The sequence below is a fragment of the Fibrobacter sp. UWB13 genome, from assembly GCF_900177805.1.
GTDB lineage: Bacteria > Fibrobacterota > Fibrobacteria > Fibrobacterales > Fibrobacteraceae > Fibrobacter.
Map to the genome: position 1 here is coordinate 243764 of NZ_FXAX01000001.1, position 15006 is coordinate 258769.

Below are 15006 nucleotides of genomic sequence, written 5' to 3' on the forward strand. Positions count from 1 at the left end.
TCTTTAAAAGCTTGAGTCTTGTTGGCTCTAAGCGGTTTACTACCTGGAGTAGTATTCCACGACGAGCTGTTCTTCGAGCTTGACCGGGATCTGGTCGCGGAGCGGGAGCTTCACGAGAGTACCCTGCATCTTGCCGAGATCGACAGACAAGTATTCCGGAGCGGCAGCTGCAGAAGCGATTGCTTCCTTGATCTGCACGTGTTCCTTGGACTGCTCACGAACAGCGATCACATCGCCAGCCTTGATGAGGCGGCTCGGAGAGAAGCTACGAACACCGTTCACTGTGAAGTGACCGTGTGCAACGTACTGACGAGCAGCGAAGATCGTACGGGCAAAACCCATGCGGTAGACGACTGCGTCAAGACGAGTTTCGAGCAAGATCATCAGGTTATCACCTGCAGAACCTTCACGACGGTTAGCTTCCTTGTATGCCTTGGCAAGCTGAGCTTCGGAAATGTTGTAGGTGAAACGAAGACGCTGCTTTTCGACCAACTGCTGCTTGTAAACGGAAGCAGACTTCTTGCGGGTCTGACCATGCTGGCCAGGTGCGAAGTTGCGGCGGTCGAGAGCCTTTTGAGTCTTCTGAGAAACGGCAACGCCGAGAGAGCGTGCTACTTTACCTTTAGGTCCGCGGAAGGAGGACATATTTACCTCTTTGAGGAAGCTCTTTGGTTACGCTCGCAAGTTGGCAGAGCTTGGCACGACATGCGAGATTTGGACTTCAAATTTAGTCAAATGTTCACTACTTGTCAACAGAATCTCGGCATTTCTCGAAGACGAAGGGGTTGTGGTCGCCTTGAACCTTGAAAATGCGGCGGTCGCGCTCGCATTCGCGTTCGGTGACGGGGTACATTTTGTCCCAGGCTTCGAAAAGCTTGCGGTCTTGCTTGGAAATGTTGATGTTGTAGGTCTTTTCCATGTAGAAATGCACGCGGGCGATTAAGCCTCGGACTTCTTTGCGGGGTTGGACCTTCTTTTCCTTGAAATCGACGATGGTTTCGCACTCGCCGTACATGGGGACCGGGTTGTTCGTCCACTGGCTGAACATGAAGTTGCTGCGGTCTCCGTTCACTTCGCCGATGGCGGGGTAGAGGTTGTGGAGGTCGCCTTCCATGATTTTGAACGTGGAGTCATTGGCGCTGCAGTTCTTGCGGCCGCCGTCACGCCAGCAGGGGAGGTGTTGCCCCATGTTGTGGGCGGTCACGATGTGTTCCCACTCGATGCGCTTGGTGCGTTCAAGGCTTTTGCGGTTTGGGTTTTCGCGCGGCTTGTAGTTGCAGGTGCTAAAGTCCACATGTTTTTTGTCGAGGTAGCGGCAACCGCAGTAGATTGTCTCCTGGAGTTCGCCGTAGTAGATGCGCCTCATCTGCTTGCCTGCATCGCGGTAGTTGTAATGACGAGGTGCTGCCTCGGGATCGACTTTCGCAAACGAAAAAGTTGCGAAAACGCAAAGAATCAAAGCGACAGCGCTTGCTGAAACTTTCATATAAACAAAACCTCTTTTTATGTGTGATAGAAATGTAATCATTTTGGTCATTGGTCAATGGTCTGTAGTTTTTGTAATTAGTCTATGTATGCTGAAATAGCTAATGACTAAAGACTAGTGACTAGTAACTAACGACTAATAACTAATGACGAACCTCTAACTTTCTATATTGTAGACCATGATTCAGAACGGATTGGAATATTTGAATTCCCGCCTCATATTCGGGATGATGCCGGGTCTTGCTTCTACCCGTAAACTTTGCGAAGCTCTCGGAAATCCTCAAAAAAAGTTTAAGACGATTCATGTTGTTGGCACGAACGGCAAGGGCTCGACGAGCTATTACTTGTCGGGTGTTTTGCAGGCGCACGGTCTCAAGACGGGACTTTATACGAGCCCGCACTTGGTGAGCATGCGCGAACGCATCCGCGAGAACGATTTGCCGATTGACGATGAATCGCTCGACCGCTTGATTATGCAGGTCAAGGCCGCTGCCGAAGAAACGCAAGTGGAACCGACGTTCTTTGAAGTTTTGACGATTGTTGCGTTCCTCTATTACGCAGAACAGAACATCGATGTTGCAGTCTTGGAAGCGGGCATGGGCGGTCGTTTGGACAGCACTGCCGTTGCTGATGGCGAACTGATTGTGCTCACGAGCATTGGGCTGGAGCACACTGAAGTTCTCGGTAGCACGGAATCTGCTATTCTCAAGGAAAAGATGGGGGTAGCGGGTTCTGCACAAAGTATTCTTTCCAATGGCCATAGCAAGACTTTTGTCTTGGGTGGCTTGAATGATGCTTTGATTGCTGAAGCCAAAATATTTGCGGCATCGCATGGATGCTCTTGTGTTGTTCCGGAAATCCGTAACGATATTGAACTTCCGAATTTAGGACAACATTATATCGAGAATGCGAGCCTTTCGCTTAAGGCTGCGGAACTTTTCTTGAAAAAGTTTGATGATAAACTTGCGCTCAAGACTCTTACGACGCGTTCTTGGGCGGGACGTATGCAAAAGCTTATCGATGCTAACGGCGTAACGAAGTTTATCCTAGATGGTGCGCATAATTCCCACGCGGTTCGCCGTCTGGTCGAGACGCTTGACAAGTATTACCCGAATCAAAAGTTCCATTGCGTTTTTGGAGCGCTTCGTGACAAGGATGTGGGCGAAATGCTCAAGCTCATGGCTCCGCATGTGAGCGCTTGGCATATCACGCGTACGCCGTATCCGCGTTTCCGCGAACTCATTGATTTGCAGGGCGAGCTTGAAAAGCTTGGTTTGAATGTCGCTAGTTCGGGGGAGTTTTCCCGCGAGTATCTCAATGAAGTTTGTGCGAGCGTTACGGATGGTTCGCCAGTGCTCATTACAGGTAGCCTTTACATGATTGGGGCGACTGTGCAGGCGCTCAAGGACGATTTTGACGGGCTCGCGTTTTTCCGTGGGATGGAGCCCACGACGAACGAACACCGTTAATTGGCGCGTACTAATGGGCGCGTAGCGCGATTAAAAAAAAGACATTGGCTTTAAAAGCCAATGTCTTTTTGCTTGAAACTTAAGCAGGATGATTATTCCATTTCATCAAGTTCGGCGTATGCCTTTTCTGCAGCGGCGCGAACCTTTTCGGCTTCGTCCTTTCTTTCCTGTTCTTCGAGCATCTTGACGTATTCGGAGACGAGGTCAGAATCGAGCGTCATCACGCCGTAGACCTTGAACTTGCCGTCGGCAGTGGTTTCAACCTTGACGTCGTTGAGCGTAGCACCGTTGAGGCGCTGGTTCACGGAAGTCATGGAAGTGCTCTGGAAGTGTTCTGCAATTTCGTCGCTCACGTCTTCCTTGAAGTTCTTGATGAGAGCCTTGGTCTGTGCATCGATAGACTTGGCGAGGTCTACACGAGCGTTCTGGTCTGCCTTTTCAAGAGCAATCTGTTCATCAGCAGATTCGCCAATACCGATGCCTGCCGGAATGTGCTGCTTGATGTAGTTCTTTTTCTGCATCTGCATTTCGACGAGGATGCTTGCAGACTTTTCTTGCGGGGTCTGCGGAGGATTGCTAGAGCAACCTGCGAAGAGCGCTGCAAGAGCGAAACATGCGATGAGTTTTTTCATTGTTTTCTCCTTGGAATTAAAATCCAGATATATTGTTTTGTGATTTTAATATACAAAAAATATCATGCAAAGAAGCAGTTTTGCAGCATTTGTCAAAAAAAGTGTTGTTAAACGTAAGGAATGACACTTTCGATAGTGCTTTTTTGTATTATAATATAGTACGTATATTTTTGTAAAATTTTGGAGGTTGTCTTGAACAATACAGTACCCGTCCTGCAAATGATTACGCAGTCCGATATTGTGACCATGGTTATTCTCGGGATTCTCGCTTTTATGTCGCTTGGCTCCTGGGGCATCATCATCGTGAAGTTCTTTAAGCATAAATCAAATTTGCGTGCGAACGCTAAATTCTTTAAGGATTTCTGCAAGCTTAAACATTTCTCGGAACTCCAAAAACTTTGTACGGTTTCGAACGATAGCGCGCTCCGCCTGTTGAGCGTCGAAGTCTTGAACGAAGTGTCCAAGTTCAAGGGTAAAGTAACTTACGAATCCATTCAGCACCGCTCCTCCCTGCTCGAAGACGCAATTCAGCGTTCTATTGAAGGCATCCGCATGGGCGAGGACCGCTATTTGACTTTCCTTGCCACAAGTTCTAACCTCGCGCCGTTCTTTGGTTTGCTCGGTACCGTTTGGGGCATCATGATCGCTTTCTTCCAGATTGGTCATCATGGCTCTGCGGACTTGACGGTTGTCGCTCCGGGTATTGCCATGGCTCTTATCACTACGGTGGCTGGCCTTTTGGTGGCAATACCTGCCTCTGCCGGGTATAATTACTTTACCTCTAAAAATGGAAGTAATGAAACTTCGTATTACAACTTTGGATCGCAAGTTTTGAGCTTGTTCAAGAGAGGTGACATGCTCGCTGTTGAAGGAGTTGCCGAGGAGGAAGCGTGAAACGCAGCCGCCGTAAGGACTTAAAGCAGGAACTCAACCTCACGAACATGATTGACATCGTGTTCGCCATCTTGATTGTGTTTATTTTGTGTGCACCGTTGATGAGCCAGGGCGTGAAGGTCAATCTCCCGCAGGTCAAGGCTCCGACGATGGAACAGCAGAAACTTTTGAAAGTTTCCATCACCAAGAATCTCGAAATTTTCATCGCCGATATGCAGGTGGACATGGAAAGCTTCGAGAGCATTTTCAAGTCGCTGTGGAACGGCGAAATGGCTGTGGTCATCAATTCGGACGAAGCAGTAAGTTACGGCTTTGTGATGAAGGTTGTGACGCTGGTACAAAAGCTCGGTGTAACGAAGCTCGGTTTCTTGACAATGACCCCAAAAGACGAACTGGTAAATGAAAAGAAATAGGGACCATATCCAATATTTCGAGACGGAAAACGATGGATCTTTATTCAAGATCATCGTGTGTGCTGTCGTGTTTCATTTGGCGGTTGTCGGGACTTTGATGGCTTTGCACAATATTGATTTGAGCAAGCCTGCCGAAGAAATTCCCGTGTTCGAAATGGTTCAAGTCGATGAACCGGTAAAGCAGCCGGTGGCTCATGCCCCGAAGCCGGAACCTGAACCGCAGCAAGCGCCGAAGGTGGAACCGCCTCCTCCGAAACAGCCCGAGCCGGTGCCGGAAACGACTCCTGAACCTGAACCCGCTCCAGAGCCGACTCCTGTGAAAACGCTAGAGCCGGAAGCTCCGCAAGTTCCTGAAGAACCTGCTCCCGAAGTGAAGCCGGATACGCCGGAACCTGTGCCTGTGCCGGAACCCAAGTCCGAAGAAAAGAAGCCGGAAGAAAAGGTCGAAAAGCCAAAGCCGGTTGAGAAGCCTGTTGAAAAGCCGGTGGAAAAGGTCGCGAAGAAAACGGTTGAAAAGAAGAAGGTCGAAAAGAAACCTGCGAAAAAGCCGAAGGATGACGACGACTTTGATATCGACGATTTGAATTTGCAGAAGTCGTTTGAATTGCCGAGCCTCAAGGCGGTAAATCCGATTGATATGGACCCGCTGATGCAGGTGTTCCTGGAACGCGCGAAGGCAAAAATCATGAGCAATTTCAATCCGCCAAATGGACTGACGATTAATCGTGATGCAAAAACGACGGTACAGTTTACAGTTGAACGTTCTGGTACGATTACTAGTGTGTTCCTCAAGCGTTCTTCGTCGAATAGCGCATGGGACCACTTGTCGATGCGTGCGGTGAAGATTTCGAAGTTGCCGGAACTCCCGCCGACGTACAAGGGTTCAAGTCTTGTGTTGCAATTTAACTTTACGCCGAACTAGAAAAAGGAGATGCCCGCCCTTCGACAGGCTCAGGGACCTGGCTGGGTGTAGCAAATTTAATATGAATAAAATAAAATTGCTTTTTGTGTTTGTTGCGATGGCGCTTGCGGTGCCTGCGTTTGCGGTGATTGATACGATTGCTGTGGATGTGGGAATTTCGGTATTCCAGACGATGCCGATTGGCGTTGTGCCTTTTGAAGAAAATGGAAACATCAAGTGGACAAATGAAGCTCCGCATTTGATTTTGACGCGTGATGCAAACCTCACGGGGCGTTTTGAAGCTGTGAGTTCGGATAAGTTTGACTTGGTGCTTTTTAGCAAGAAACGCGCTCGCCAGTACGTGACCGGCAATGCGACCAAGCTCCCGAACGGAAAAATCAAGCTTGATTGCTATCTGTATGCTTCCGAGACGAAGGACGTATTGCTTGGCGAAAGCTATACCGTGAAGCCTTATGACGTGCGTCAGGCGGTGCATTCGTTCTTTGACAAGGTCGTTTATCGCTTGTTCGGGGAACGCGGTGTCGCTTCGACAAAGCTTGCTTATGTTTCGAAAATCGATGGCGTGAAACAGGTCGTGATTTCGGATTACGATGGTTTCTCCCGTCGTCAGATTACGCGTGATTCTTCAATCAATATGATGCCGGTTTGGCAGAAGGGCAACAAGGGCCTTGTGTATGTGAACTTCCGCAAGCAACGCCCGAACCTTTACGCCATCACGTTTGGCGGCAAGGAAACTCCGCTCTTTACGCAGTTCAAGCAGACGTTTAGCCCGGCTGTAAACCCGAAGACCGGTGAACTCCTTTTCTCGGTGACGGAAGGTGCAAAGACGGAACTTTATCGCGGCGACATGAAGACCGGTTCTGCGCAGAAGTTCTTGCACTTGAAATCGAATCAGGTGAGCCCTTCTTGGAGCCCGTTTGCAAGCGAAGTGCTCTTTACGAGTGACCGTGGTGGCTCTCCGCAAGTGTACGCGGTAGGGAAGGATGGCACGGACGTGCGACGCATTACGTACATGGGCCATTACAATGAACGTGCAAGCTGGTCCCCAGAAGGGGATCGGATTGTCTACACGTCGATGGACGATGGCAAGATGAACATTTATACTTGCGCTCTTGATGGTACGGATATTATCCAGCTGACATCGAACGCGGGGAATAACGAACACCCGACTTGGTCGCCCGATGGCAAGCTGATTGCATTTGCAAGCGACCGCGGTGGCAATTATCAAATTTATATTATGCGTAAAGATGGAAGTGGCGTCACTCGTATTACGAATGGTGTCGAAAATACCGCACCGACTTGGTCCTGGTTCTTTGACGATAAAAAATTTAAATAGAGGAGTGAATTATGGGTAAGGTAATTAAACTCGCTTTGATGGGTACGGCTGTTGCACTCTTTGCTTGGGGTTGCAGCAAGGAAAAGCCTGAAACGGATCCGCAACCGCAGACGGCGCCGGAAGCTCCTGCGGATTCTACATTGAACCTCGATACGCTTGTGACGGATACGTTGAGCGCGGATTCTTTGGCACGCTTGGAAGCGGAACGCCTTGAAGCAGAACGTGCACGCTTGGAAGAATTGATCAACCGCATCATGCTCGAAGATGTTTACTTTGACTATGACCGCTCCGAATTGACCGAAAATGCAAAGCGCTTGCTTGCGCAAGTGGCTGAAATTCTGGTCAATGAAAATCGCTTTATCGTGACGGTCGAAGGTCATACGGATGCTCGCGGTACTGAAGACTACAACATTTCTCTGGGCGCTCGCCGCTCGACGGTGGTGCGTGAGTTCTTGATTGCGTACGGCGTGGATGCCAACAGGCTTGTTTCGGTAAGCTATGGCAAGGAACGTCCGAAGGTGCAGGGAACTGACGAAACGGCGTATTCCAAGAATCGCAGAGCTCATTTCCGCGTGTCCATTGATCAATAGTTTGGGGAGGATTTGATTGTGAATTTGAAGTCTTTATCTCTTGGCGTTGTTTTGGCTTCGTTTGTGCTTTCGGGGTGCAGTAGCATTACGATGTTGCGCACAAAAGAAATGCGTGCAGTCGGAGACGATGTCATTGCCAAAAATGACTCGGCGTACAAGGCTCTTTCTGCTGAAAATGCATCGCTCCGTGCAGAACTCGATAGCGTGAAGGCGCAGCTTGATGCTTCTGCAGTGGCGCAAAAGCGCTTGCAGGCCGAAGTGACGGTGCTTTCGAATCGCATGAGTGAAGAAACGGTCCGTCGCGATACGCGTCAGGAAGAAATCATCTACCGCTTGGATTTGCTACTTGGCAAGTCTGACAAGATTTTGGCAAAGAAGGTGGTGGTGAACAACGGCGTGGCTAGCGCTGTGATGGAACCGGACGCCAATGCAGAAAAGATGATTGAAGCGGAAACGATGTTCAATGCCGCTCATTCGGATTATCACCGAGGTGAATACAAGCTTGCGTACAATGGCTTTAAGCAGGTTTATGAGCTTGTGAAAAAGGGCGAAATGGCGGAAGGCGCTCTCTACTGGATGTCGCTTTGTTTGATTGAAGCGAATCAGGCGGCAAAGGCAAAGACGCTCCTCACGAATCTCGTGGATTCTAATCCGAATGGGATGAAGGCTTGCGCGGGCATGTATAAGCTTGCTTCGATTTACGGCAATGAATGCAATCTGGACCGTAAAAAGCAGTATTTGCAGATGATCCTTTCGAACAATACGTGTGCTTCGACTCCAGAACTGGAGCAGGCCGCGATTTCGTTGCAGGAAATGCTTGACTTTAAGTCTCCGGATGGGCGCTCGGCAACGGAAATTTGCAGAGAGCAGATGCGATAAATACGAAAAAAGCCGGCTGGGAGCCGGCTTTTGTAATTGCTTGGACCCTATCGTTCGCCTTGCGGCTCCTCCAGGGTGACAAAATTTTTTAATCGTCGCGGGCGTCTGGGTTGAAACGCTTGACGGTCGCACCGATCTTAGCCATCTTAGCTTCGAAATCTTCGTAACCGCGGTCGAGGTGGTAAATACGGCTGATGGTCGTTTCACCTTCGGCAATGAGACCAGCGAGAACGAGAGCAGCGCTTGCGCGGAGGTCGGAACCCATGATGTCTGCACCTTCGAGCGGGAGACCGCCCTTGATTGTAGCGGTGTTGCCGTTCAGCTGGATAGATGCGCCCAAGCGTTCGAGTTCAGCGATATGCTTGAAACGGTCGTTATAAACCGTGTCTTGCACGAGGCTGTTCCCTGGAATGGAGAGGAGCGTTGCCATGAACGGGGCCTGCATATCGGTCGGGAATCCCGGGAACGGGAGCGTCACAAGGCTCATCGGCTTGAGTTCCTGCTGGCGGGCATCGACTTCGGCCCAGTCGGCACCGACGTTCACCTTGCAACCGATTTCACGGAATGCGTCGAGCGTAGAGGCGATGTGTTCCGGAATGATGCGAGTGACTTTCACGCGGCCGCGCGTGATGGCGGCGGCGCAGAGGAACGTGCCTGCTTCAATGCGGTCCGGGATGGTGACGCCTGTACCCGGGCGGAGCGATTCGACGCCCTGGACGGTAAGGGTGCGCGTTCCGCGGCCCTGGATTTTGGCGCCCATGCTTGTGAGGAAGTCGATGAGGTTGTCAATTTCGGGTTCGAGGGCGGCATTCTGCAAGACGCTCACGCCCTTGGCAAGTGTTGCTGCCATCAAGACGTTGACTGTTGCACCGACGCTAGAAATCGGGAAGTTGAAGTTACCACCGGGGAGGCGGCCTTCGCATGTGGCTTCGACATAGCCGTGAGTGACGGTAATCTTTGCACCGAGCGCTTCGAGACCTTTGAGGTGCAGGTCAACGGGGCGCGGGCCCCAGGCGCATCCGCCGGGGAGCGAAACGCGGCAACGTCCGAATCTGGCGACGAGAGGGCCGAGCACGTAGAAGCTTGCGCGCATGGTCTTCACAAGTTCATACGGAGCTTCGAGATGGTCTACACCGCGGGTGTCGATTCTCAGGACGTGGCTTCCGCCGTTGATGTGGCAACCGATCACGCGGAGCACATCGGACATGGTCTTCATGTCTTTCAAGTGCGGAACGTTTGTGATTTCAGAAACGCCATCGGCGAGGAGCGCTGCAGCCATCACGGCAAGCACGGCGTTTTTGGCACCAGAAATTTCAACTTCACCATTGACCGGTGCTTTCACTTGCGGAACAATAAACTGATCCATATAAATTAAACCTCTTTATTTTCTTTTTGTTCGATGGCATTATGAACGACACGAGTCTGTGCGATAAAGTCGTGTAACGCTCTCTTTTGCGGATCGATAAGGACAATCAGGTAACCCAGACCATAAAAAATGAGTGTCGCTTGCGTGACGATGCTTGCCACAAAGCGGAAAAATGAGAAAGCCCAAGAGAGCTTTTCGCCATTTGCCATTTCGACATGAATGCGCAAGAGCTTTTTGCCCGGTGTGGCGCCCCAAACCGCGTGGAAAACGATAAAGTAAATTGCCTGTACAACGCTCCAAATCGTAAAGAACGTGGACATTCCGGGGAGTTCGAGCGCCTTGGAAACGAGTTCCGTGGAGGCGGGGTTGTCGATGTACTGGTTTACGATTTCGGAAACGGCGTTCAAGTCCAGCATTCCTGCCAAACTCATGACGTAAAGGAACAACGCACCGACTATAGAAAGAATTAAGTTGTCTATAATAAACGCGTTCGCGCGTACAAAAAATCCTGCGTAGCGTTTACGGTTTAGCTTGCTCTGGAGAAGCGTTTCAATCGTCTGCTTGAGGAGTTCTTCTTCGGTTGGCTCCGGGGGTTCGCTTGCTTCGGGAAAATCCTTCCATGCTTTCCAATTAGTTTCGCCGGAGTGCCAGACTAAAGTTTCGTCTTTTATCTTGCCTTCGTTGACAAAATCTCTAATTTCATCGATAGAATAAGGACCTTGACGCCTATCCCCGTCGGTGATTGATGTATCGATATAAAACCATTTCATGTTGAGGAATAATTTAGTAAAAAGTTCGCAAGCCGAATTTTCGAAAAAATCCTAAATTTACAGGTTATGATGATGTTTAAAATTGGTCAGCGCTACGTAAGCCAAGCCGAACCTACCCTGGGGCTTGGTATTGTATCTGAAGTTCAGGGCCGTACTGTTAAAATTTTGTTCCCGTCTATCGGTCAAGCTCGTATTTACAGGACCGATGAAGCTCCGATTGAACGTTTTGTTTTGCAAGTGGGTGAAACCGTCAAGAGCGAAAAAGGTGTCTCCTTCGTGGTGGACTCCGTTCGCGAAGATGCGGGTATCATGGTTTATGTCGGGCGTAATGGCAAAGAGATGAAGGAATCCGAGCTGAGCTCGAAGATTTCGACCGCTCGACCGGCAGTGCTGTTTAAGGCCTTGGCTGATGACGAAGTTTGCTCGTCACGTGATTTTTTGCGTCATGAAGATGCGATGGAAATGTATTACAAGTGGACGTCTTCGCCGGTTCGTGGCATGATTGGCCCGCGTGTGAACATGATCCCGCATCAGTATTACCTTTGCTACCGTGCCTGCTCTAGCTCGACGCTCCCGAGGCTTATGCTTTCGGACGAAGTGGGCTTGGGTAAGACGATTGAAGCGGGCATGATTTGGCATGCTCTCAAGTCGAGAGGCCGCATCCAGCGTACGCTCGTGATTGTTCCGGAAACGCTGAAGCACCAGTGGATGATTGAAATGAAGCGCCGTTTCAACCAGCTCTTTACGCTGGTGGACGAAGGCTACATCCGTGGCTTGTTTGTGGGTGTCGCAAAAGACGAGACGAAGCCCAATCCGTTCATGCAGAGTAATGACATCATCGTGTCCATCGACTTTTTGATGGCTCAGCCTGCATTGATTGAAGACCTCTTGAAGACGAACTGGGATATGACCATCATCGATGAAGCACACCATCTGGTGTGCGAGGATGGTTTTACGAGCCACGAGTACATGCTCGCAAATAGGGTGATTGGTCGCTCTAAGGGTGTTTTGCTTTTGACCGGTACGCCCTTGCAGCTCCATCCGGAATCGCAGTTCAACCGTCTCAAGATGCTCGACCCGGTGCGCTTTGCAGACTATAACGATTTTATCAAGGACCAGGAAGCTTACCTCAAGCTTGTGCGAGATTTAAATAAGCTTCCGACCGACCCGAACCACCACATGAGCTGGGACGACTTGTACGAATGCGTTCCGAAGAACTCGCAAATTCGCCCGTGGCTGGAACAGGAAAATTCAAAGTCGATGACCGCAGGCGAATGGATGCGCCGCATTGTCGATGGCATGGGTACGGGTTCTGTGGTGTTCCGCAATACGCGTAAGGGCGTGGGCGGATTCCCGAAGCGTGTGCTCGATGAAATTCCGCTCGAACCGAATCCGGCTTACCGTGAAATGGTGGATGTCGCTGCCGACCGCGACTTGGAAGCATCGACCGACATTCAGGAAAATGGCCTCCTCTGCACGAGGTTCTCCGACGCATGGGCGATGGACGAACGCTTTGTGTGGCTTAAGGGATTCCTCAAGGAATACAAGAACGAAAAGGTTTTGCTGATTTGCGAATCCATCCAGGTGGTGCAGGCACTTGAAACTTTGCTCCTTGAATTCTTGGGCGAAGGTGCGTTTGTGATGTTCCACGAAGATATGAGCATCATGGCGCGTGACAAGGCTGCGGCAAACTTCAGCAAGCCCGATGGCGCAAACTTGCTCATCGCTTCTGAAATTGGTTCTGAAGGCCGTAACTTCCAGTTCTCGCATCACTTGGTCTTGTTCGACTTGCCGCTTGATGCCGCTCTTGTGGAACAGCGTATTGGCCGCTTGGACCGCATTGGTCAGGACAAGGACATCATCATCCACGTGCCGTACGTGAAGGGCTCTGGCCAGGAAGTGATGTTCCGCTGGTACAACGAAGGTTTGAATTCGTTTGGCGCTCCGCTCATGAGCGGTGGTGAACTCTTCCTCAAGTACACGGAATCCTTGATTGAAGCTTTGGCAACGCCGCGCGCTAGCCTTGAAAACTTTGTGAAGAACGTCATCCCGCAGGTCAAGAAAGACTGCGAGCAGATGCGTAAGCATATCGAAAACGGCCGTGACCGCTTGCTGGAATTTAACTCCCGCAATCCTGAAAAGGCAAAGGAAATCACGGACGAAATTCGTGAACTTGATGCCGAGCCGGAACTCAAGAATCTCGTGTTTGATTCCTTGATGAATCGCGGACTCGATGTTGAAAAGAGCTCTGTGCAGGATTGCTTCCTCATTACGATGGGACCGCAGGTTGAAGCGGGCTCTGTGCCGGGCATGCCTGATTTGGCAATGGCTGCGGCGAGTGCTGGCGGTGGCCGCGTGAATAGCCAGACGGATCTCTGTGGCGAAGGTAGTGGAGAAGGTGACGGCGATGGTCGCGTGAGCGGTGGCACTTGCATGACGGTCACGTTCGATCGCGATGTCGCGATGACGCACGACGATATTGAATTTATCAGCTTGGACCATCCGCTGGCTCAGGGCGTGTTCGATTACGAAACGAGCTTTGGTCGTGGAACGGTGTCTTGTGCCATTTGGCCGAACTCCGGTTTGCGTGGGCTCATGATGCAGTACAACTTTGCTGTGGAACTCCCGGTGTCCGAAGAATGGGGCTGTGCCGATATTGCAGGGCCGAAGTATTTCAAGGTGTTGGTGAATGCGAAGGGCGAAAACATGTCCGAACATTTCGATGCGCTTTCGAATGCGGCGCTCAAGGATGTTGGTGTTCCGCAGGGCAATGCGGCTGTCGATATGACGCTCCGTTACTTTGCTAAGGATGGTCTTGCTAAGGCTCGCTTGATTGTGTCTGAACAGGCTAAGAAATATGCTGAAGAAGCGGCGAATGCCGTGGAAGCGCGTTCGGAACAGGAATACCAGCGCATGAACCATTTGCTCTCGATGCGTGGCAAGGCGGGTACGAGCGAAGCTTTGAAGCAGCTTCGCAAGAACGTGCAGGAACGCAAGAAAATTGTGGCTAATCCGCAGCTCCGCCTTGATGCCATTCGCTTGGTGGTGTGCAAGTAAACTATTGACTAATAACTAACGACTGAAAAATGAGTGAATTAAGAAAGAACATTTTAGATGAAGCTCGCCGCGTGGTGGTGAAGATTGGTTCTCGCATTCTCGTGGATTCCGAGCGTGGTGGCGTTCGTACGCGTTACATCCAGAAGCTAGCGGATTCCGTGGCTCGCTTGATGGATGCAGGCAAGGAAGTCGTCATTGTCACGAGTGGCGCTGTGGGTACGGGCATGGCTGAACTGGGTTACGCTCAAAAGCCGACCGTGCTTGCCGAAAAGCAGGCTTGCGCTGCCGTGGGTCAGATTGACCTCATGTACGCTTATCGCGAAATGTTCCGCTGGGTGCAACTCTCCGTCGGTCAGATTCTCTTGTCTGCAGAAGACTTCCGCGACCGCGCGCGTTACAAGAATTTGCAGAACACCATCAAAGCAATGCTTGCACGTAAGATTGTTCCGATCATTAACGAGAACGACTCCTTGGCCGTTGCCGAAATCAAGGTGGGCGATAACGACAAGCTTTCAAGCGATGTGGCGCTGTTCCTCGATGCTGACTTGCTCCTCATCTTTACGGATGAAGATGGCTTGTTCGATGACAATCCGAAGAAGAATCCGAACGCTCGCTTGTTGAACTTTGTTCCTGAAATCACGCCTGCGATTTTGGCTTTGGCCGGAAAGCCCGGCGAAGCCGGTTCCGCTGTCAGTACTGGCGGCATGAGGAGCAAGCTCGAAGCCATTCGCAATGTGACGAAGAGTGGCGCGAATGCATTCCTCGCTAGCGGTATGAAGGTCCTCCCGCATCAGGTGTTCTTTGAAAATGCAACAGGAACTTTGTTCGCAGGCTCCAAGAAAAAACTCAATAGCCGTCAGCGCTGGCTGAGTTTCATTACGACGCCGCGTGGAAGCGTGATTGTCGATGAAGGTGGCGTGAAGGCTTTGCGTGAAAATCATTCGAGCTTGTTGCCGGTTGGCGTGATTGCGGTACAGAAGCATTTTGACAAGGGCGACTTGATTGAAGTCCAGGACGAAAAGAAGAATCCTGTGGCGCGCGGTGTCGCTGGTTTTGATAGCGAAACGCTCAAGCTTGTGCTCCGCAAGAAGACTGCCCAAGTGCACGAAATCTTGGGCAAGAATGTTCCGGATGAACTTATCCACAAGAACGACTTGGTTGTATTCTAATTAGGTGACTTTAGACCGCTTTAG

14 protein-coding genes are annotated in these 15006 nt (G+C 50.6%); 9 read left to right on the forward strand and 5 right to left on the reverse strand.

The genetic code is table 11. The features are described from left to right. Window positions 1-39: 39 nt before the first annotated feature. On the reverse strand, window positions 40-645 hold the full coding sequence (rpsD, locus tag B9Y77_RS01140) for a 30S ribosomal protein S4 (protein WP_012820048.1): 606 nt from the start codon (window positions 643-645) through the stop codon (window positions 40-42). Window positions 646-742: 97 nt separating this feature from the next. Then, window positions 743-1486 carry an endonuclease gene (locus B9Y77_RS01145; protein WP_085490150.1) on the reverse strand — a complete coding sequence of 248 codons (744 nt, stop codon included), beginning with the start codon at window positions 1484-1486 and terminating at the stop codon, window positions 743-745. Window positions 1487-1664: 178 nt separating this feature from the next. Here B9Y77_RS01145 and B9Y77_RS01150 point away from each other — a divergent pair, with 178 nt between their 5' ends. Then, window positions 1665-2954 carry a bifunctional folylpolyglutamate synthase/dihydrofolate synthase gene (locus B9Y77_RS01150; protein ID WP_085490151.1) on the forward strand — a complete coding sequence of 430 codons (1290 nt, stop codon included), beginning with the start codon at window positions 1665-1667 and terminating at the stop codon, window positions 2952-2954. 92 nt (window positions 2955-3046) lie between these two features. Here B9Y77_RS01150 and B9Y77_RS01155 read toward each other — a convergent pair whose 3' ends face one another. Then, window positions 3047-3586: an LPP20 family lipoprotein gene (locus B9Y77_RS01155; RefSeq protein WP_073424475.1), complete on the reverse strand. Its 540-nt coding sequence runs from the start codon at window positions 3584-3586 to the stop codon at window positions 3047-3049. A gap of 192 nt (window positions 3587-3778) precedes the next feature. Here B9Y77_RS01155 and B9Y77_RS01160 point away from each other — a divergent pair, with 192 nt between their 5' ends. From B9Y77_RS01160 to B9Y77_RS01185, 6 genes are all read left to right on the forward strand, one after another. Then, the gene (locus tag B9Y77_RS01160; protein WP_139829232.1) at window positions 3779-4480 is read left to right on the forward strand and encodes a MotA/TolQ/ExbB proton channel family protein; all 702 of its coding nucleotides are present in this window, start codon (window positions 3779-3781) and stop codon (window positions 4478-4480) included. Continuing rightward, the gene (locus B9Y77_RS01165; RefSeq protein WP_085490153.1) at window positions 4477-4893 is read left to right on the forward strand and encodes an ExbD/TolR family protein; all 417 of its coding nucleotides are present in this window, start codon (window positions 4477-4479) and stop codon (window positions 4891-4893) included. Before B9Y77_RS01160 ends, B9Y77_RS01165 begins: the two co-directional genes overlap by 4 nt. Then, the gene (locus B9Y77_RS01170) at window positions 4880-5815 is read left to right on the forward strand and encodes an energy transducer TonB (protein ID WP_085490154.1); all 936 of its coding nucleotides are present in this window, start codon (window positions 4880-4882) and stop codon (window positions 5813-5815) included. Before B9Y77_RS01165 ends, B9Y77_RS01170 begins: the two co-directional genes overlap by 14 nt. Window positions 5816-5876: 61 nt before the next feature. Then, a complete protein-coding gene (locus B9Y77_RS01175; protein WP_085490155.1) occupies window positions 5877-7151 on the forward strand; it encodes a PD40 domain-containing protein in 1275 nt (424 codons plus the stop codon). An 11-nt stretch (window positions 7152-7162) separates the two neighbouring features. Continuing rightward, window positions 7163-7741, forward strand: a complete 579-nt coding sequence (locus tag B9Y77_RS01180; RefSeq protein WP_073424471.1) for an OmpA family protein — start codon at window positions 7163-7165, stop codon at window positions 7739-7741. Window positions 7742-7759: 18 nt separating this feature from the next. Beyond that, window positions 7760-8620 (forward strand): tetratricopeptide repeat protein, encoded by an 861-nt coding sequence (locus B9Y77_RS01185; protein ID WP_254899875.1) that lies wholly within the window; start codon window positions 7760-7762, stop codon window positions 8618-8620. A gap of 88 nt (window positions 8621-8708) precedes the next feature. Here the strand turns inward: B9Y77_RS01185 and murA are convergent, their stop codons facing one another. Both murA and B9Y77_RS01195 read right to left on the reverse strand, forming a co-directional pair. Beyond that, the gene (gene murA, locus B9Y77_RS01190; RefSeq protein WP_073424469.1) at window positions 8709-9986 is read right to left on the reverse strand and encodes a UDP-N-acetylglucosamine 1-carboxyvinyltransferase; all 1278 of its coding nucleotides are present in this window, start codon (window positions 9984-9986) and stop codon (window positions 8709-8711) included. A 5-nt stretch (window positions 9987-9991) separates the two neighbouring features. Then, on the reverse strand, window positions 9992-10756 hold the full coding sequence (locus B9Y77_RS01195) for an RDD family protein (RefSeq protein ID WP_085490157.1): 765 nt from the start codon (window positions 10754-10756) through the stop codon (window positions 9992-9994). 66 nt (window positions 10757-10822) lie between these two features. On the opposite strand from B9Y77_RS01195, the gene rapA reads away from it, so the two are divergent. Together rapA and proB are read left to right on the forward strand one after the other, a co-directional pair. Continuing rightward, entirely contained in the window at window positions 10823-13813 is a 2991-nt protein-coding gene (gene rapA, locus B9Y77_RS01200) for an RNA polymerase-associated protein RapA (RefSeq protein ID WP_085490158.1), read from the forward strand. A gap of 29 nt (window positions 13814-13842) precedes the next feature. Beyond that, window positions 13843-14982: a glutamate 5-kinase gene (gene proB, locus B9Y77_RS01205; protein WP_012820033.1), complete on the forward strand. Its 1140-nt coding sequence runs from the start codon at window positions 13843-13845 to the stop codon at window positions 14980-14982. Window positions 14983-15006: the final 24 nt, after the last annotated feature.